Genomic DNA, 17,248 nt, shown 5'->3' with positions numbered 1-17,248 from the left:
CCTCCCTACAGGTAGCCCGCCGCCGTCGCGATCAGCAGGATCGTCACCGCTGCGCCCGCGGCGTAGTTGACCCACAGGAAGTGCCGCCAGCCGCCGTTCGCCCGCGCGGAGTCCTCGTCGCTCACGGAGGCGTACGGCGCCGCGAGCACGAGGTAGGGGACGGCGAGCAGGCCCAGGAGCGCGGTGGGCCACCCGGTCGTGAGCATCAGCAGGCCCGCGACGACCCACGCGCCCAGCGCGAGCCGCACGGTGGTGGCCGCGCCGAACGTCGTCGCGATCGAGGAGATGCGGCCCTCGCGGTCGGGCACCACGTCCTGCACCGCGCCGAAGGCGTGGCTGGCCATGCCCCACAGCAGGAACGCGCCGAGCACCGCGAACGTCTGCGGTGTCAGGTCGGCCTGCGCCAGCGCCAGCCCGTAGACCGCCGGGCTCACGAAGTGCACGCTGGACGTGAGGGAGTCCAGCACCGGCACCTCCTTGAACCGGAACGGCGGCGCGGAGTACGCGACCAGCGCGAACAGGCTGACCGCGAGCACCGCCCACGACGCCGGTGGGCCGAGCACCACCAGGACGGCGACGAAGGGCACGCAGGTCGCCACGGACGCGACGAGGATCGGCCGGTGCCGCCGGGGCGCCAGCAGCGCGCCCTCGACGCCGCCCTTGCGGGGGTTGGTCAGGTCGGACGCGTAGTCGAACACGTCGTTGATCCCGTACAGCGCCAGGTTGTAGGGCACGAGGAAGAACAGCGTGCCCACGACCAGCGCGACGTCCACGGTGCCCGTGGTCAGCAGGTAGGCGGCGGCGAACGGGTAGGCCGTGTTGATCCAGCTCAGGGGGCGCGACGCGCGCACCAGGTCAGCGAGCACGTCGACTCCCGAACAGGGTCCAGAGGGCGGGCAGCAGGATGACGCCCGCCACCGGGTAGGCGAAGTCCTCGATCGGCGCGAGCCCGATCCGGACCCCGGAGATGTGCGCGTCGGCGTAGGTGAACAGGCCGCTCGCGATCATCACGTTGTCGAAGACGGCGGTGAGCACGAGCAGGGCGACGGCGGCCAGGACGATCGGGCGCCAGCCGATCGGGCGCGTGCCGGCCAGGCGTGCGCGCAGGTGGGCGATGACCGCGACCGCCACAGCCACCGCGAGGAAGGCGCGCGTGAGGAGCAGGTAGGTCATCGCAGCACGTCCTCCCGGTCCCCGGCCCGGACGCGCGCCCGGACCCGGGCCCGGCGCAGCACGCGCTGGGCACCGAGGACGAGCACCATCGTGAGCTCGCAGAGGAACGCCAGGAACACGATCTCCTCCATCGGCAGCTCGGGGGCGAGCATGAGCCCGGTCATGTACGGGCCGGCGCCGTGCAGGAAGATGCCGAGCCCGATGCCCGCCAGGTCCCACACGAGGAAGAACGCGGTACCGGTGACGAGCACGGCGGCCGCCCGGACGGGGGAGTCCCAGAGGAAGAGCCGGAACCGCCGGTCGAGGACCAGCACGCCTGCCGCCGAGAAGAGCAGGACGGCGAGGTAGACGAAGCTCATGACTCCTCCCGCAGCGGCCCGGCGCTCGTGTCGCCCCGGAGCCGCTTGACCACCAGCTCCGCGCTGATGAGGCACATGGGCAGGCCGATCCCGGGGATCGTCGTCGCCCCCGCGTACAGCAGGCCCGAGACGCGCGACGACGCGTTGGACCCGCGGAACATCGCGCTCTGCCGGAGGGTGTGGCCCGGGCCGAGGGCGCCGCCGCGCCAGGCGCCGAGCTCGCGCTCGAAGTCCGCGGGCCCGATCGTGCGCCGCACGACGACGCGTTCGGCGAGGTCCGGGGTGTCCGTCCACTTGGCGATCTGCGCGATCGCGTCGTCGACGACCTGCTCGACGCCGAACGCCCCGGCGCCGTCGATCCCGCCCGCGCCGATCGACGTGTCGGCCGGCACGGGGACGAGCACGAACAGGTTCTCGTGCCCGGGCGGTGCGACGTCGTCGGTGGCGCTCGGCCTGCAGACGTACAGCGAGGTCGGCGTCCGCACGGACGGGTTCGCGCCGTAGATGGCGTCGAACCCCTCCTGCCAGTCGCGGGCGAACAGCAGCGAGTGGTGGGCCAGCCGGGGGAGCTCGCCGCGTACGCCCAGCAGCGCCAGCACGGCGCCCGGCCCGGGGTCGCGGCGCTTCCACCACCGGTCGCTCCGGCTGCGGTGCCGCGGCCCGAGCAGCTCGTGCTCGGTGACGCGCAGGTCCGCGGTCGAGACCACGACGTCGGCGGCCAGGTGGCGGGTGCGGCCGTCCGGGCCGGTGACGTCGACGCCGGTCGCAGCGCCGTCGGACACCGTGATGCGGCGCACGCGCTGGCCGGTGAGCAGCCGGGCGCCCTGGCGCTCGGCGAGTCGGGCCACCGCGTTGATCACCGCGCCGAACCCGCCGCGCGGGTACAGCACGCCCTGGGTCACGTCGAGGTGGCTCATCAGGTGGTACATGCTCGGCGCGGCGCTCGGCGACGTGCCGAGGAAGACCGCGGGGTAGCCGAGGATGCGGCGCACCCGCTCGTCCGTGGTGTGCCGGGAGATGAAGTGGTCCAGCGACTCGCCGAGCAGGCGCAGCAGCCGCGGGGCGCGCCGCACGACGTCGGGCGCGAGCAGGGGCGCGGGGGAGGCGAACGTGGCGTAGAGGAACCGTTCGGTGGCGATCCGGTAGGTCTCGGCGGCCGAGTCCAGGTACGCGTCCAGCCGGGGGGCCGACGCCGGGTCGAGCGCGAGCAGGGCCTCGCGTGCACCGTCGGCGGGCAGGTCGAACGGCTCGGTGTCGTCCTCGAAGAACACCCGGTAGGACGGGTCGAGGCGCACCAGGTCCAGCTCGTCGGCGGCGCTCGTGCCCAGGAGGCGGAAGAAGTGCTCGAAGACCTCGGGCATGAGGTACCAGGACGGGCCGGTGTCGAAGACGAACCCGTCGCGGTGCCAGCGACCCGCGCGTCCGCCCAGCTCGTACCGGGCCTCCAGCAGGGTGACGGAGGCGCCTTCGCGGGCCAGGAGGGCAGCGGTCGCCAGGCCCGAGATGCCGCCGCCGATCACGACCACGCGCCGCCCGGGCTGCCCGTCGTTCATGCCGCCCATCGCCGGCCCGTCCGGGAGCCTGCGAGCGTGGTGACGACGATGCGCATCTTGACGGTGGTGGGCACCGAGACCCGCCGGACGTGCAGCTGCGCCGCGGGCATGTCGCGCAACCGGTCGTTGAGCTCGGAGAACAGGCCCGCCGCCAGCGCCGTCGCCCGCCGCGGCCCGACCGGCAGCAGCGGGAGCACGGCGCGCGCGGCGGCGAGGTCGGCGTCGATGTCGGCCACGACGGCGGCCTTGCGGTCCTCGTCGAGCCGTTCGGGACCGGCTCCAGGGAAGTAGGTGCGGCCCAGCCGGTCCTGGTCGTCGCCGAGGTCGCGCAGGAAGTTGATCTTCTGGAACGCCGCGCCGAGCCGCCGAGCACCCTCCTCCAAGCGGGTGCGAACGGCCGGCGGCACGGCGTGGCCGTCCAGGAACGCGCGCAGGCACATCAGGCCCACCACCTCGGCGGAGCCGTGCACGTAGGCGCGGTACTCGTCGTCGCCGAGGGTGACCACGGGGTCGAGGTCGCGGCGCATGGACGCGAAGAACGGGCGCACCAGCGTCTCGTCGATGCCGACGGCGCGCGCGGTGGTGCCGAAGGCGTGCACCACCATGTTGGTGCTGAACCCGCGGCGCAGCGTCAGGTACGTCTCCTCCTCCAGCGCGTCCAGGGCCGCGCGCCGCTCCGTGTGCGCCAGCCCGGCCTCCTGCGCCGGCCCGTCGACGATCTCGTCGGCCACGCGCACCAGCGCGTAGACGTCCTCGATCATGCCGCGCGTCGTGGGCGGCAGCAGTCGCGTGGCCAGGCTGAACGACGTCGAGTAGGCGCCGATCACCTGGGCGGCGGCCGCGTGGGCGGTGTGCGAGTACAGGGCCAGCGAGGACGACGGGATCACGACTCACGCTCCGCGAGCCGCACGGCGAGCCCGGTCAGCTCCCGCTTCAGCACGGTGGGCAGCGCGGACCGCTCGACCATCGCGACGGCGGCCCGCCGCTTGGCGTTGATGAGCTCCGCCACCGCGTCGCGGGCGCCGCTGGCGACCAGGGCGGCGCGCAGCAGGTCGGCATCGGCGTCGTCGAGCTCGGGACGGCCCCACAGATGCCGCACCGCCGTCCACTCCGGGTGACCCTCGGCGCAGGCGACCAGCAGGGTGCGCTTGCCCTCGCGCAGGTCGCCGGTCGTGCTCTTGCCGGTGCGGTGCGGGTCGCCGAACACGCCGAGCAGGTCGTCGCGCACCTGGTAGAGCATGCCCAGGGCGATGCCGACCTGCTCGAGCTCGGCCGAGGCCTGCGGGCCGGCACCGGCCAGGGCGGCGCCGGCTCGCAGGGGCCCCGCGAAGGAGTAGCTGCCGGTCTTGTTCGCCATCATCCGCAGCACCCGGTCGGGGGTGGCCGGGGCGGTGCCCAGGCCGAACGCGACGTCGTCATGTTCGCCGGCCGCGGCGCGGAACAGGCTCTCGGCGATGATGTCGGTCAGCTCGGCGCGGCCCTCGGACCGGATCCGGCCGACCAGGGCGTACGCCGAGCTGAGCAGCAGGTCGCCGCCGAGGATGCCCGAGGCGGTGCCCCAGGCCGTCGCGGCGTCCGGGGACAGCCCGTTCTGGCTCGCGTCCCCCGCGAACTCGGCCGCCAGGTTGGGGCGCCCGCGCCGGGTGAGGTCCCGGTCGAGGATGTCGTCGTGCAGCAGCAGGGCAGTGTGCACCAGCTCGAAGGCGGCGGCCGCCACGGCGGCGTCCTGCGGGTGCGGGCCGCCGAACGCGGCGTGCGCGTCGAGCAGGAGCCGGGGGCGCAGGCGCTTGCCGCCCTCGCTCGACCGGGCCAGCCGGCGCCACAGCAGGGCGTAGTGCTCCGCGAGGGGAGTGGCGCGCCGGACGTGGTCGTCGAAGAAGTCGGCGAGCACCACGTCCACCGCGTCGTGGGTCAGCATCTCGGTCATGGCCAGGACACGTCTCGCGCGGACCGAACAGCCAGGGCGGCGTACAGCGGCATCTCGTCGGCCTGCTCGACGAACCAGGGCGAGAACGCCCACGGCGTGGCGCGCAGGGCCTGGCCGAGCGCGCCGCCGTCGACCCACCGGGCCTCCATGGCCTCGTACGGGTTGACCTGCGGCTCGTCCTCGGTGACCGCGACGTAGACCGGGCACAGCTCGTTCTCCACGATCCCGCTGGCGTCGACGGCGCGGTACCGGAAGCGTGGCAGCTCCAGGCGGATCTCGCGCAGGTTCAGGCCGAGCTCGTCCTGCGCGCGGCGCAGGACGGCCTCCTCGCTCGGCTCGCCCGGCTGCGGGTGGCCGCAGAAGGAGTTGGTCCACACCCCCGGCCAGGTCTGCTTGTGCAGGGAACGCCGCGTGACCAGCACCTCGCCCGCCGGGTTCAGCACGTGGCACGAGAACGCCAGGTGGAGCGGCGTGTGCTCGGAGTGCACGACACTCTTGAGCTCTGACCCGACGGGTGTCCCGTCGTCGTCGAGCAGGACCACTCTCTCGGTCGTCACTGTGACCCCTCTGGTGAGTTTTGCTAGCCTGGCTATATTCAAGCACAGGAAGCAGTTTTTCTCACTGCCGATACCGGACAGATCGCCACGGGTCTTGACCCGAGTTCGGAGCGGCCGCCAGATCGGACGGGTCGGGTGCGCCAGAATCGTCCGGTGACCGGCGACCGATTCCTGCGTATCCACGACCCGGAGCTCGAGGCCAGGGGCGAACGCGTCCTCGGACCCGAGTTCAGAGCCATGCACCGGCGGGTCATGGAGGTCACGGCGCTCACGTCGCGGCTGAACGTGCTCCCGTTCGACGACGAGGCGGGCAAGGCGGACCTGTTCGAGCAGATCCTGGGCCGCCCGCTCCCCGACCGGGTCACGATCTACCCGCCCTTCTTCACCGACCACGGCCTCCGCCTCGACCTGGCCGAGCGGGTGTTCGTCAACCAGGGCTGCACGTTCCTGGACTACGCCGGCATCCGGCTGGGCGCAGGCACGATGGTGGCTCCCCAGGTCACCTTCATCACGATGGGGCACCCCGTGGACCCCGAGGAACGGCGGACGTGGCTGACCGGCGCACCCATCGACGTGGCGGAGAACGTGTGGATCGGTGCCGGGGCGACGATCCTGCCCGGGGTGAGCATCGGGCGCGACGCCGTCGTCGCGGCCGGGGCCGTGGTGGCCGACGACGTGCCGGCGGCGAGCCTGGTGACGGGGCCCAAGGGGACGGTGTCGAGGCGGTGGTAGGCGCATGACCCGGCGACGGTGACACCTGCGCCTTCGACTAGGCTCCGAGCCAATGCCCGCGCGTAGCGCAGAGGCCGTCGCACCCGCCTGCGGAGCGGGACACGCCGGTTCGAATCCGGCCGCCGGGCAGGTCGGCCCTCGTAGCGCAGAGGCAGACGCGCCTGTTTCGCAAGCAGGAGCACGCCGGTTCGAATCCGGCCGGGGCCACGTGAGCATCCAGAGCGACACCAGGTCGACGGAGGCAGGTTCGTCCGGTGACGCGGCACTGCTCGACGAGGTCGTCGCGCGGCTGCGTGCCCTTCCCGCTGACGACCCCGAGCGACTCCGGGCAGAGCGTGTCGCGGAGTCGTTCGCACGGGACGGGCGGACGCAGCGGCGTCGGACCCGTCGGGACGAAGCCCGCCACGCCGATCGGGTCGCGCTCGCGGCGACCGCCACCGGCGCCACCGATCGGCGACAGGATGCTCCGCTCGGTGTCTCGTCCGGTGCGGCAGCCACGCTCAGCCGGTCGCGTCGCTGCTACGTGTGCAAGGACCACTACCGGGACCTCGACGACTTCTACCACCAGCTCTGTCCCTCCTGTGCGGGCCTGAACCGCGAACGGCGCCTCGTCCGGGCGGACCTGCGCGGACGGCGCGCCTTGATCACCGGGGGCCGGGTCAAGATCGGGTTCCAGGTGGCGCTGATGATGTTGCGCGACGGTGCCGACGTGCTGGTCACGACCAGGTTCCCCGCCGACACGCTGCGTCGGTTCCGCGCCGTGCCAGGGAGTCCTGACTGGCTGGACCGCCTCGGCGTAGTTGCCGTCGACCTCCGGGATCCGCGCCAGGTCCTAGCCGTGTGTGACGAGCTCTTGGGCGGCGAGCCGCTGGACATCCTGGTCAACAACGCCGCTCAGACGCTGCGTCGACCGTCTGGGTCCTATGCCGCTCTCGTCGCCGGCGAGCACGAGGCGGAGCCGGGCCACATCGTGCGAGCGCCAGGGTTCAGCACAGCGACGGCGGTCGAGAGCAGCCCCGGCACACAGCTCACGTCATTAGGACCGTCAGCCGCCCGGCGAGCTGGACTCGTCATGACCGGTGTGACGTCGGGTGCCGTGGACGAAGCCGGCCTTCTGCCGGACCCGGCCTCGGCGAACTCGTGGACCGTGGGCCTCGGTGAGCTCGACCCGGCCGAGGTCTTGGAGGTGCAGCTGGTCAACGCCGTGGCGCCGGCTCTGTTGTGCGATCGCCTGCTGCCGTCTCTGCTCGCCGCGCCGTTCGAGCGCCGGTACGTCGTGAACGTGACGGCGGTGGAGGGGCGGTTCGCGGTACGGAACAAGACCGACCGGCACCCGCACACCAACATGGCGAAGGCTGCGCTGAACATGCTGACTCGCACGTCCGGCCCCGCGCTGGCGCGGAAGGGTGTCTACATGACAGCGGTGGACACGGGCTGGATCACCGACGAGAACCCGCTGCCGACCCGGGACCGGCTCGCTGACCGAGGGTTTCGCACCCCGCTCGACGTGATCGACGGCGCTGCCCGTGTCTACGACCCGATCGTGCGTGGCGAGGCGGGCGAACCGCTCGGCGGGGTGTTTCTCAAGGACTACAAGGAGGCGTCATGGTGACACGCGCGAGCGTCGGGTCGGGAGCGGACCTCGAACCGCTGCTGACGTGGCTGCGTACGGGTGAGCCGGTACGACACCGGACGGACTTTCCGACCGGAACGGCGCTGCCGGACGGCCGGCTGGATCTGTGCAAGCAGTCCCTGGGGCCCGACGGCGGTGCGCGCGTGGCGGAGGAGCTGCGTCCGGGCGCCGTGCGGCACGTGCTGTTCGGGACCGACAAGCTCGGTGACGTGGGAGCGGCCTCGGTGACGGAGGGTGTGAGCAGGGCGGGTATCGAGACGCTGTATCTCGGGTGCAACGGCATCACCGCAGGTGGTGCGTGCTCGATCGCGGAACGTCTCGCCGGTTCGCCGCACGCGGTGCGTAGCGTCTGGCTCAAGCGCAACCGGCTCGGCAGGGACGCCGGTCGGTCCGGAGCCGCGCTGGTCGAAGGTGTCCGCGATCTGCGCACTCTCGATCTCGTCCAGACCGCTCTCGACAGCCCAGGGGCAGACGTCCTGGCGGACGCCTTGATCCGAGCCTCGGCGCGAGGCAGGCGAGTGGTCCGTGCGTATGTCAGCGGTAACGAGCTCGGTCGCGGGGGTGCGGAGTCGTTCGGGCGGGTGATGGCAGCCGGTGCGCTGAGCGAGCTGTACATCTCGGCTGCCTCGCTCGGCGACACGGGCGCCCAGGTCCTCGCAGAGGTGTTGACCGGAGCGCCGTACGGCGCACTCACGCGGCTGTCCGTGGCGAGCAACGGCATCGGGCCCGATGCGGCGGCGCGGCTTACGGTTGCGGCGGTGCACGCCGGGGTGGAAGTGCTGGACCTTGGCCGGGTCCGTGCTTCAGGAGTGCTCGGGGCGTCTGACAACCGGATCGACGACGACGCGGCGGAGGCGATCTCCGTGGCATTGGCGGACGAGCCGCACCGGCTCGGGCATCTTGTGCTCTCGCACACCGGCGTGGGCAGCCGCGAAGCACTCCGGTTCGTCGCCGGGGCGGAGCGGGCGGTCACCGCGACACGGTTCGTGCTCGGCAAGGGCGTCGCGACCACGGTCCGGCGTCGGCTCGACTCGCTTGCCGGGACCCGACCCATGGCGCCGTCCGTACCCGAGGATGTTGCTGCCATCCGCAGCGTCTACCGGACCAGGACACGCTGAGACACCTCCGGCTCGTCGGTGTCGAGCCGATCGTCGTCTTCACCACTGGGAATCCCGTGGCAAGCGCACCCCGAGGTCGCTACGGTCCGGACATGGCCTCGCCCGTGCTCCTGGTCCCGTCCGACCCCCTCGCGCCCCGGGCCCCTGACGAGCACTTCGTGCAGGAGGCCGAGGCCGCACGGGACGCCGGCCTGGACGTCGTGCTGGTGGACCACGACGCGATCGTCGGCGCAGAGTTCCCGGCGGCGCTGCGCAGGGTCCCGGCGGCCGACGTCACGCGAACCGCCTGGTACCGCGGGTGGATGGTCTCCTCGGCGGCATACGCGCGGCTCGGTTCGGAGCTGGAGCTGCGGGGGATCCGGCTGCTGACGAGCCCCGCCTCCTATGCGGCCGCGCACGAGCTGCCCGGCTGGTACGACACGTTCGCGGGCTCGACCCCGGCCGGCGTCTGGTCGCCGTGGGAGCCGGGCCGGACGCCGACGCCGGCCGACGTCGGGCCGCTGATCGGAGCGCTGGGCGACGGCCCCGGCGTCGTGAAGGACTACGTGAAGTCGCGCAAGCACGAGTGGGACGAGGCCTGCTACGTGCCCGACCTCGCGGACATCGCGACCGTCACGCGCGTGATCGCGCGGATGGTCGAGCTGCAGGGCGACGACCTCGCCGGTGGGGTCGTCGTGCGTGCCTTCGAGCGGTTCGTGTCCGACGGCGACGGGCGTGCCCAGGAGGTGCGGGTGTGGTGGGTCGACGGGGCGCCGGTGCTGGTCACGCCGCATCCCGATGCTCCCGCGGGTACGGATGCCGACGTGCCCGCAGACGTGCTGGACGCCGTCGGGCTGAACGTGGGCGCCCTGGGAGCTCCGTTCGTGACCACGGACCTCGCGCTGCGGGCGGACGGCGTCTGGCGCGTGATCGAGGTCGGCGACGGGCAGGTCAGCGACCTGCCCGGTGGGCAGGACCCGAGGCCTCTGGTGCGCGCTTTGGCCGCGGCGGTGGAGGAGCTTGTGGAATGACCCTGGCACCTGTGGGTGACGGCTATGACGGCGACGACTTCTACTGCGACGTCGCCATACCCCACGTCGCGCAGCTCCAGGTCGAGCACGACGACGAGTGGGTCCTTGCGTTCCACCACACCAGGCCGTTCTGGGCGAACCACATCGTGGTCGTCCCCAGGAAGCACATCGCCTCGCTGACGTCCGTCACGGCCGAGGATGAGGAGTGGATGCGGCGGCTGTTCGGCGTCGTCCAGACCCTCGCCCGTGGCCTCGAACAACGCGACGGGGCGGCGTCCGTGCTGACCAATCTCGGGCAGTTCCAGGACTCGAAGCACCTGCACGTGCACATCCACGACGGCCGCCGGCTGCGGGACTGACCCCGGGCTGCTGCCGGCCCGGCGTAGGGTGCCGCGGTGGACATCACTCTGGTCGTCCGAGGCGCCGTCGAGGACGCCGCGCTCTCCGCCCTGCACGCCCGCGCGTTCGAGAGCCCGGCGGAGGCGGTGACGCCGTGGACCGAGCGACTGACTCGGCACAGCCTGACCTGGGTCACGGCGTCCGACCCCGCGGGGAGCCTCGTCGGGTTCGTCAACGTGATCGGCGACGGCGGGGCCCACGCGGTGCTGCTCGACACCGTCGTCGACCCTGCCCACCAGGGACACGGCATCGGGCGGGCGCTGGTCGGGGCGGCCGCCGACGCCGCCCGTGACCACGGCTGCGAGTGGCTGCACGTCGACTTCGAGGCCGACCGGTCGCGTTTCTACCTCGACGCCTGCGGCTTCCGGACGACGGCGGCGGGGCTCCTGCGCCTCACGTAGGTCCCCCCGGCGGGCATCAGAGGTTCTCCTGGATCATCGTGTCCGAGGCGTGGATGCACATCATCCGCAGCGTGCCCGTGCCGGTGTTCTTGAAGCCGTGCCAGACGTCGGGCTGGACGACGGCGGTGTCGCCGGCCCGGGCGACGACCGTCTCGTCACCGATGGTGATCGTGGCCTCGCCCTCCAGGACGGACCAGGTCTCGCTGTACGGGTGGCGGTGCAGCCCGGGGCCCTGGCCCGGGTCGTTGGTGACGAGGAAGAACGAGATGCCCGAGCCGTGGTCGCGGCCCTCGTAGCGCAGGGTGCGCGAGCCGGGGATGCGGATCGTGTCGGCGGGGACGGTCGTGGTCATGTCTGCTCCTGTGCGGCTTCGGAGCCGGCCCGTGCGGCCGACGTGTTCCCAGCCTCGTCGGGGCGGCGTCGGCGCACTACGGTTTCGACGTGCATCGAAACATGGTCGAGTTCCGGCTCGCGCCCGACGACATCTCGGCGATCCGGTTCGGCGTCTCGCCTGGTCACGAGCTCGCCCATGCCGTGCGCGTGCTCGTGCAGCCGAGCTACCACCCGCTCCAGTGGGGCTGGCTGCGGCAGACGCGCACCCAGGTACCGCAGCGGGCGTTCGACCTGATGTGGCTGCTCGTCGGCCCCGACGGGTACATGCCGGACTTCCTCACCTCGACGCCCGGCTGGGACCTGAGCCCCGACAAGGAGCTGGCTCGCCTGCGCGAGGCCGACCTCACGCCCCTGCGCGTCGACCTCCTCAAGCGTGTCGACCGGACGAGCGGGACGGAGCAGCGTCTGCTGCAGGCCCTGGCGGACGATCCCGAACACGCCCGCTCGGCCGCCGCCGACGCCTGGGAACAGTGCTGGGACAGTCTGCTCGGTCCGTACTGGCCGCAGCTCGAGCGGATCCTGCGGGCCGACGTCGGCGTGCGCTCCCGGCGCGCGACGACGGATGGCCTCGGTGCGATGGTCGAGACCCTGCACGAGGCGGTCAGCTGGGCCCCGAACGCCGTCCGGGTGCGCCTACGGATGCACGGCGAGGTCCTGGACTGCGCGGGCAGCGGTCTGGTCCTGGTGCCCTCGGTGATGGCACCCCGGTGCTCCGTGGTCACCGAGCCGCCGGCCCAGCCCACCCTCTTCTACCCGGCGCTCGGTGTCTCCGAACGCTGGGCCGACGACGGTCCCGGGACCGCCGAGGCGCTCGCCCGGTTGCTCGGTGCCGGCCGGGCGGGCGTGCTGCTCGCCCTGGGTTCGCCGCTGTCGACGAGTGAGGTCGCCGCCGCCTGCGGGCTCGCGGTGTCGACGGCGTCGCACCACCTGGCGCTGCTGAGCGGCGCCCGCTTGGTCGACGCCCGGCGCGACGGCGCGCGTGTCCTGCACGTCCGGACGCCGCTGGGGGAGGCGCTGGTCGGGGGCTGACGGCGGGCGCTAGGCGGCTGAGCTGCCGGGCTGTGCCTGTCCGACGACGGTCCAGGCCGTCGCGGACACCTCGAACGGCCCTTCGGAGAGCAGCTCGCGGCAGCGTGCCTCGACGGCCAGGCGGGCGTCAGGGTCGAGGGCGGCGACGTAGTCCCCGGCCGTCCCGACGCCGAGGGTGTACGGCTGCCACCACTCGGCGAAGCCGGTGTAGGCCGAGGTGACGGTGAGCTCGTAGGACCGGACGTCCACGAGCCCCGCGGCCCGGAACAGGTCGGCGAGCTGGCCGGCGCGCGCGCCGACGAACGCCGCCTCGTCGGCAGTGCTCGGGTCCAGGTCCCGGGCGGCGCGCCAGAAGGTGGACAGCGGCGCCCGCCCGCCCCCGAAGTCCCAGACGCTCGCAGCGACGGAGCCACCCGGCCGTGTCACCCGGGCCATCTCCCGCAGTCCCGCCACGGGGTCGGTCATGAAGGGCACCACGAGCTGCGCGAGCGTGAGATCCACGGCGCGGTCCTCGAACGGCAGCGCCTCGGCCACCCCAGGGCGGACGTCGACGCCGGTGCACCGCTTGCGGACCGCCTCGACGAAGGAGACCGACGGATCGACCGCGGCGACGTCGTCCGGACCCAGCCGGCGGACCAGTCGCTCGGTCACCGCGCCCGGCCCGCACCCGACGTCGAGCGCACGCTGACCGTGCCGGGGGTCGACCAGGTCGACCAGCTTCTCCGCGAGCGGTTCGGAGTACCTGCCCATGAAGCGCATGTAGGACTCGGCCGCGACCTCGAAGGCCATGGTCCGACCATACGACTGAGCGTCCATGATCGGCATCGGCACGGTCTCGGCAAGGGTGGTCCTGCGTTGACGACGTCGCGAGGGCCTGGTTCCGCTGTGAGGTCAACGGGTCGTGCGGGACCAGGAATGCAGACCTTATGGTTCGGTGGACTGCTTCTACCGACGCTCAGGAAACCGGTGCTCAACTACGATTCGCTCCCGGACCTCGCCCGCGATCTGATCTCCCGCGGGGGCAAGGTTCTGGACCACGTGACCGTCGACGCTCACGAGGCGCGCGCCCATGTGCAGGTGTCGCCCGGCGTCGCCTCCGTGGAGTTCGTCATCGACCTTCGGGGTCTCGCACGATTCATCGAATCGGCCCAGGGGAGTGCCCGTGACGTCTTTCCCGACGTGGACCCGGTCGAGGGTGGGCTCCGGCTGGCATCCGAGAATCTGTGGGCAGAGGTAGAGTCCGCGGGCATCAGGGTCGAATCCGTCGGTCTCGACGAGCAAGGCCGGATCTGGCGTCGTGCGGAGCCTGCGCCGACGCGGGACGCCTCTCCCGCGGGCGACTGTCGCTGGACTGCGGAGCGCGAGGGGTTCATCAGGCCCGCGTCGTGATCACTGGCCTGCCGGTGCCGGTCTCCACGACGTGTGCAAGGAGATCTCGGACATCTCCGAGCAGTTCGGCCTGATCGGAGTACCCCGAGATGCCACCGCCGTCGCGAAGTCGCAGGCCCTCGGACAGCACTCGATGCCAACGCTCGTCGTAGTGCGTCAGCGCCCAGCGTCCGGCGCGAGACTTCGCGGTCATCTCGCCGGTGACCAGCAGGTGGTGCAGGCGCACCGAGGCGAGGACGCAGTGTGAGAGCAGATAGTCGCGCTCGCGCTCGTCGGCAGGAAGATCGGCAGTGGTCGCCCGGGAAAGGCCCTCGGCATTGCGCCGCCAGTAGGTGTCCAGGTTGCCCGTGGTGTAGTCACGTAGCGCTTCCAGGTCGGTCCACACCGTGAGCGTGGAGAGCTCAGGCCCGGCGACCGTGATCCCGGCCCGCGCCAGCTCGTGCCAGACGATCATCCACGACGGCGACGTGACCGTCTCGAGATTCCGGGTGAACACGACCTCTGGCATCGGTGGCACCGTACGCGGGTCGTGCGCCAGGTCGGAGGCGAGGAGGTGGGGTCCGTCGAACCGGACCGAGGAGTAGCTGGCCATCTGCGCGTGGACGCCACGCAATGCCTCGATCTCCGCCGGCCCCGGCCGGTACGCGAGGGTGGCGACGAAGTCGACGTCGGACTCCCGCGGGGCCCACTCGCCGAAGACCACCCCGCCGTGCAGGTACAGCCCGGTCAGAAGGCCCGTGGGCAGCTCCTGTTCGGTCAGTTCGAGAAAGCGGTCGCACAGGTCTTGGACACGGTCTGGCAACGTCATACGTCTCTCCTGGTGTCAGGGGTGCCCAGAGGATACGGCGAGCGCAGGTCCCGTGGGTCGTCAGCGCAGCGATCAGTCTCCAGGGGCCTGGAGGTGGTTGCCACCAACCTGACTGACTCGGTCCGGATCCTGCTCGGCCTCCTTGCCCGTGTCCTGGCGAAGGCTCTTGATCGCTCGATGAGCGACCCTCTTGCGTGCGACTGTCGCCGACGATCATGGAAACAGCAAAGCCCGGAATCCAGTGGATTCCGGGCTTGGTTGCTCCCGCGGTTGGACTTGAACCAACGACCGTCCGATTAACAGTCGGATGCTCTGCCAGCTGAGCTACGCGGGATCGCGTTCGCCCGTCCCGTTGACCGGGTGGGCGACCGGTGAAAACTCTAACAGGTTCCCGGGGGTAGTCCCGACTCATATCTGATCTGCGGGGGAGCGGCGTCGATCACACCGCGCCGCCCCCGCGCCAGGCCCAGCTGCCGCTCACATCAGCCGACCAGACCTCACCGCCCCACCATCCCCATCCCGGCCTCGTTGTACCGGTCGCCCTCCACCCCCACGCGCGCGGCCAGCCCGTTCAGGTCGGCCACGTCGTCCGCGGACAGCGCCACCGCGGCGGCCCTCACGTTCTCCTCGACGCGTGCGAGACGCCGCGTCCCCGGGATCGGCACGATCCACGGCCGCTGCGCCAGCAGCCACGCGAGTGCCACCTGCCCCGGCGTCGCACCCTGGGCCTGCGCCAGACCACGCACGTGCTCCACGAGCACCTGGTTCGCATCGCGGTTGGCGGCAGTGAACCGCGGGATCGACGCCCGCATGTCGTCGCTCGTGAACGACGTCGTCGCGTCGACCGCCCCCGTCAGGAACCCGCGCCCGAGCGGGCTGAACGGCACGAACCCGATGCCGAGCTCCGCGAGCGTCGGCAGCACCTCCGGCTCGGGGTCGCGGGTCCACAGCGAGTACTCGCTCTGCACCGCCGTGACCGGGTGCACCACGTGCGCCCGCCGGATCGTGGCCGGGCTCGCCTCCGACAGCCCGAAGTGCCGCACCTTGCCGGCGTCGACGAGCTCCTTGACCGTGCCGGCCACGTCCTCGATCGGCACGTCGGGGTCCACGCGGTGCTGGTAGAAGAGGTCGATCACGTCGGTGCGCAGCCGACGCAGGGACGCGTCGGCGACGGCGCGGATGTGCTCGGGCCGGCTGTTCAGGCCCACGTTCGCGCCGTCCTCCAGCCGCCAGCCGAACTTGGTTGCGATCACCACCTGGTCGCGCACCGGCTCCAGTGCCTCGCCGACCAGCTCCTCGTTGACGTACGGCCCGTAGACCTCGGCGGTGTCCACGAGGGTGACGCCGCGCTCCACGGCGCCCCGCAGCACGCCGATCATCTCCTCGCGCGTGCCCGGGTTTGGGCCGTAGCCCTCGGACATCCCCATGGCGCCCAGGCCGATCGCGGAGACCTCCAGGCCCTGGCCGAGCGTTCGCTGATGCATCGTGACAGTCTCCTTCGCAGTGGGTTCGCGGTCACACGCTAGACCCGCGGCACCACGGCAGAGGGGTTCCGCCGGTACCGGGCACGCCAGGGACTCCCCGCGCCGGTCAAGGTGTTGCACCGTGGGAGAGCCGTGCCACGCGGTCGGCAGGAGTGCGGCGCCCGGGAGCGCCCGGAGGGAGCAGCGATGAGCTGGACCGAGCAGGAGCTGAAGCAGGTCGACGGCACCGACGAGCTGCAGGTCTCGTCCTACCGGCCGGACGGGACCCTGCGCCCGTACGTGATCATCTGGACGGCGCGGGTGGGCGACGACGTGTACGTCCGCTCCGCCTACGGCCCGGACAACGGGTGGTTCCGGCGCGCCAAGGCCTCGGGCACGGGCCGGGTCCGCGTGGGCGCTGTCGAGCGCGACGTCCGCTTCGAGGTCCCGGACGACGGCGTCCACGCGCCGCTCGACGACGCCTACCGCGCGAAGTACGGCAAGTACGAGAAGCGCATCGTCGACACCGTGGTCGGGCCGGCCGTGGTGGGGACGACGTTGCGCGTCGTCCCGCAGGACTGACCGGGACCGCAGCGGGCAAGCAGAGCAGGCAAGGCAGGCAGGCTCAGGCCGGCAGCCCCGCCGCGCTGCGCACGCGGGCCTCGGCGGCGTCGATCGCCTCCGCGGTCGCGGGGTCCGCGAGGTCGACGTCGCTGCCGCCGATCACCTGGGAGAACAGCTCGCCGTCGACCCGGCGCCGGACCGCCACCCGGGCGGACCGCCCGCCCGGCAGCTTGACGGGTTCCGCCAGGACCACGGACCACTGCACCCGCTCGCGCAGCACCTGGGGCAGCACTGTGCGGCGGCCGTCGAGCGTGAGCGGCGTCGGCTCGTCGCCGTCCACCCAGTGCACCCGGATCACGTTGGAGTCCGTGTCGTAGGTCGCCCGGTCCACGTCGGCCCACTCCCGGTGCACGACGACGGACGGGGCACCCCGCGACTCCGTGTCGCCCTGGCCCGTGGCCGCCTCGGGCGCGGAGATGAGCAGCAGCTCGGCGCGCGTCGCGAACGCCCAGGCCTCGCCCGCGGACGTGACCAGTGCCGCCCGGGCCAGCACCGAGTCGGTGCGGTGCGAGCGGACGGTGCGGCGGACGGCCTTCTGCGGGCGGTGCGCGAACCACGAACGGAACCCCATGGGCCCCACGTTAGTGGGGACCGGCGCCCGGGCCGCGCAGCCCGCGGGGCGACGTCGCCAGGTCGGCACCGCACCCGGTCCGTCCGCCGCCCCGACCGCTGACGGTTCC

At 72.3% G+C, this 17,248-nt stretch carries 21 protein-coding genes and 3 tRNA genes; 11 read left to right on the top strand and 13 right to left on the bottom strand.

Annotated elements, in window-relative coordinates; all coding sequences use genetic code 11:
* Nucleotides 1-5: 5 nt before the first annotated feature.
* From ACZ7LE_RS15020 to idi, 7 genes are read right to left on the bottom strand one after another with little or no spacing between them, the layout of a single operon-like run.
* Nucleotides 6-866, bottom strand: a complete 861-nt coding sequence (locus ACZ7LE_RS15020; protein WP_470404050.1) for a prenyltransferase — start codon at nucleotides 864-866, stop codon at nucleotides 6-8.
* The gene (locus tag ACZ7LE_RS15015) at nucleotides 856-1,173 is read right to left on the bottom strand and encodes a lycopene cyclase domain-containing protein (RefSeq protein WP_470404049.1); all 318 of its coding nucleotides are present in this window, start codon (nucleotides 1,171-1,173) and stop codon (nucleotides 856-858) included. Before ACZ7LE_RS15015 ends, ACZ7LE_RS15020 begins: the two co-directional genes overlap by 11 nt.
* Nucleotides 1,170-1,532 (bottom strand): lycopene cyclase domain-containing protein, encoded by a 363-nt coding sequence (locus ACZ7LE_RS15010; protein ID WP_470404048.1) that lies wholly within the window; start codon nucleotides 1,530-1,532, stop codon nucleotides 1,170-1,172. Before ACZ7LE_RS15010 ends, ACZ7LE_RS15015 begins: the two co-directional genes overlap by 4 nt.
* Nucleotides 1,529-3,094: a phytoene desaturase family protein gene (gene crtI, locus ACZ7LE_RS15005; RefSeq protein ID WP_470404047.1), complete on the bottom strand. Its 1,566-nt coding sequence runs from the start codon at nucleotides 3,092-3,094 to the stop codon at nucleotides 1,529-1,531. Before crtI ends, ACZ7LE_RS15010 begins: the two co-directional genes overlap by 4 nt.
* Entirely contained in the window at nucleotides 3,082-3,972 is an 891-nt protein-coding gene (locus ACZ7LE_RS15000; RefSeq protein ID WP_470404046.1) for a phytoene/squalene synthase family protein, read from the bottom strand. The genes crtI and ACZ7LE_RS15000 overlap by 13 nt, the downstream gene beginning before the upstream one ends.
* On the bottom strand, nucleotides 3,969-5,012 hold the full coding sequence (locus ACZ7LE_RS14995) for a polyprenyl synthetase family protein (RefSeq protein WP_470404045.1): 1,044 nt from the start codon (nucleotides 5,010-5,012) through the stop codon (nucleotides 3,969-3,971). Before ACZ7LE_RS14995 ends, ACZ7LE_RS15000 begins: the two co-directional genes overlap by 4 nt.
* On the bottom strand, nucleotides 5,009-5,569 hold the full coding sequence (idi, locus tag ACZ7LE_RS14990) for an isopentenyl-diphosphate Delta-isomerase (protein WP_470404044.1): 561 nt from the start codon (nucleotides 5,567-5,569) through the stop codon (nucleotides 5,009-5,011). The genes ACZ7LE_RS14995 and idi overlap by 4 nt, the downstream gene beginning before the upstream one ends.
* A 153-nt stretch (nucleotides 5,570-5,722) precedes the next feature.
* Here idi and ACZ7LE_RS14985 point away from each other — a divergent pair, with 153 nt between their 5' ends.
* From ACZ7LE_RS14985 to ACZ7LE_RS14950, 8 genes are all read left to right on the top strand, one after another.
* The gene (locus tag ACZ7LE_RS14985; protein WP_470404043.1) at nucleotides 5,723-6,301 is read left to right on the top strand and encodes a DapH/DapD/GlmU-related protein; all 579 of its coding nucleotides are present in this window, start codon (nucleotides 5,723-5,725) and stop codon (nucleotides 6,299-6,301) included.
* 54 nt (nucleotides 6,302-6,355) lie between these two features.
* Nucleotides 6,356-6,430: transfer RNA gene (locus tag ACZ7LE_RS14980), tRNA-Arg, on the top strand.
* Nucleotides 6,431-6,434: 4 nt separating this feature from the next.
* A tRNA-Ala gene (locus ACZ7LE_RS14975) sits at nucleotides 6,435-6,508 on the top strand.
* A 1-nt stretch (nucleotide 6,509) separates the two neighbouring features.
* Nucleotides 6,510-7,913, top strand: coding sequence for an SDR family NAD(P)-dependent oxidoreductase (locus ACZ7LE_RS14970; protein WP_470404042.1), 1,404 nt, complete (start codon nucleotides 6,510-6,512; stop codon nucleotides 7,911-7,913).
* Entirely contained in the window at nucleotides 7,907-9,052 is a 1,146-nt protein-coding gene (locus ACZ7LE_RS14965; RefSeq protein WP_470404041.1) for a leucine-rich repeat domain-containing protein, read from the top strand. The genes ACZ7LE_RS14970 and ACZ7LE_RS14965 overlap by 7 nt, the downstream gene beginning before the upstream one ends.
* 92 nt (nucleotides 9,053-9,144) lie before the next feature.
* A complete protein-coding gene (locus ACZ7LE_RS14960; protein WP_470404040.1) occupies nucleotides 9,145-10,062 on the top strand; it encodes an ATP-grasp domain-containing protein in 918 nt (305 codons plus the stop codon).
* Complete coding sequence (locus ACZ7LE_RS14955) at nucleotides 10,059-10,421, top strand: HIT domain-containing protein (protein ID WP_470404039.1); 363 nt, start codon at nucleotides 10,059-10,061, stop codon at nucleotides 10,419-10,421. Before ACZ7LE_RS14960 ends, ACZ7LE_RS14955 begins: the two co-directional genes overlap by 4 nt.
* 36 nt (nucleotides 10,422-10,457) lie before the next feature.
* Nucleotides 10,458-10,862 (top strand): GNAT family N-acetyltransferase, encoded by a 405-nt coding sequence (locus ACZ7LE_RS14950; RefSeq protein WP_470404038.1) that lies wholly within the window; start codon nucleotides 10,458-10,460, stop codon nucleotides 10,860-10,862.
* Nucleotides 10,863-10,878: 16 nt separating this feature from the next.
* Here ACZ7LE_RS14950 and ACZ7LE_RS14945 read toward each other — a convergent pair whose 3' ends face one another.
* On the bottom strand, nucleotides 10,879-11,214 hold the full coding sequence (locus ACZ7LE_RS14945; protein ID WP_470404037.1) for a cupin domain-containing protein: 336 nt from the start codon (nucleotides 11,212-11,214) through the stop codon (nucleotides 10,879-10,881).
* Between the two features lie 89 nt (nucleotides 11,215-11,303).
* Here ACZ7LE_RS14945 and ACZ7LE_RS14940 point away from each other — a divergent pair, with 89 nt between their 5' ends.
* Nucleotides 11,304-12,284 carry an ArsR/SmtB family transcription factor gene (locus ACZ7LE_RS14940; protein WP_470404036.1) on the top strand — a complete coding sequence of 327 codons (981 nt, stop codon included), beginning with the start codon at nucleotides 11,304-11,306 and terminating at the stop codon, nucleotides 12,282-12,284.
* Between the two features lie 9 nt (nucleotides 12,285-12,293).
* Here the strand turns inward: ACZ7LE_RS14940 and ACZ7LE_RS14935 are convergent, their stop codons facing one another.
* Nucleotides 12,294-13,073, bottom strand: a complete 780-nt coding sequence (locus ACZ7LE_RS14935; protein ID WP_470404035.1) for a class I SAM-dependent methyltransferase — start codon at nucleotides 13,071-13,073, stop codon at nucleotides 12,294-12,296.
* A 177-nt stretch (nucleotides 13,074-13,250) separates the two neighbouring features.
* On the opposite strand from ACZ7LE_RS14935, the gene ACZ7LE_RS14930 reads away from it, so the two are divergent.
* Nucleotides 13,251-13,673, top strand: coding sequence for a hypothetical protein (locus tag ACZ7LE_RS14930; RefSeq protein ID WP_470404034.1), 423 nt, complete (start codon nucleotides 13,251-13,253; stop codon nucleotides 13,671-13,673).
* Here ACZ7LE_RS14930 and ACZ7LE_RS14925 read toward each other — a convergent pair.
* The 3 genes from ACZ7LE_RS14925 to ACZ7LE_RS14915 all read right to left on the bottom strand — a co-directional run bounded on the left by ACZ7LE_RS14925 (nucleotide 13,657) and on the right by ACZ7LE_RS14915 (nucleotide 15,965).
* The gene (locus ACZ7LE_RS14925) at nucleotides 13,657-14,481 is read right to left on the bottom strand and encodes an aminoglycoside adenylyltransferase domain-containing protein (RefSeq protein ID WP_470404033.1); all 825 of its coding nucleotides are present in this window, start codon (nucleotides 14,479-14,481) and stop codon (nucleotides 13,657-13,659) included. The genes ACZ7LE_RS14930 and ACZ7LE_RS14925 overlap by 17 nt on opposite strands.
* A gap of 261 nt (nucleotides 14,482-14,742) precedes the next feature.
* Nucleotides 14,743-14,815: transfer RNA gene (locus ACZ7LE_RS14920), tRNA-Asn, on the bottom strand.
* Nucleotides 14,816-14,978: 163 nt separating this feature from the next.
* Nucleotides 14,979-15,965 carry an aldo/keto reductase gene (locus ACZ7LE_RS14915; protein WP_470404032.1) on the bottom strand — a complete coding sequence of 329 codons (987 nt, stop codon included), beginning with the start codon at nucleotides 15,963-15,965 and terminating at the stop codon, nucleotides 14,979-14,981.
* 186 nt (nucleotides 15,966-16,151) lie between these two features.
* Here ACZ7LE_RS14915 and ACZ7LE_RS14910 point away from each other — a divergent pair, with 186 nt between their 5' ends.
* Nucleotides 16,152-16,526, top strand: coding sequence for a DUF2255 family protein (locus ACZ7LE_RS14910; RefSeq protein WP_470404031.1), 375 nt, complete (start codon nucleotides 16,152-16,154; stop codon nucleotides 16,524-16,526).
* A 43-nt stretch (nucleotides 16,527-16,569) separates the two neighbouring features.
* Here ACZ7LE_RS14910 and ACZ7LE_RS14905 read toward each other — a convergent pair whose 3' ends face one another.
* The gene (locus ACZ7LE_RS14905; RefSeq protein ID WP_470404030.1) at nucleotides 16,570-17,139 is read right to left on the bottom strand and encodes a hypothetical protein; all 570 of its coding nucleotides are present in this window, start codon (nucleotides 17,137-17,139) and stop codon (nucleotides 16,570-16,572) included.
* Nucleotides 17,140-17,248: the final 109 nt, after the last annotated feature.

It is taken from the genome of Promicromonospora sp. NPDC110617, assembly GCF_055598465.1.
The sequence above is the reverse complement of the archived record's forward strand: the minus strand, read 5'-3'. Positions and strand labels throughout refer to the sequence as shown.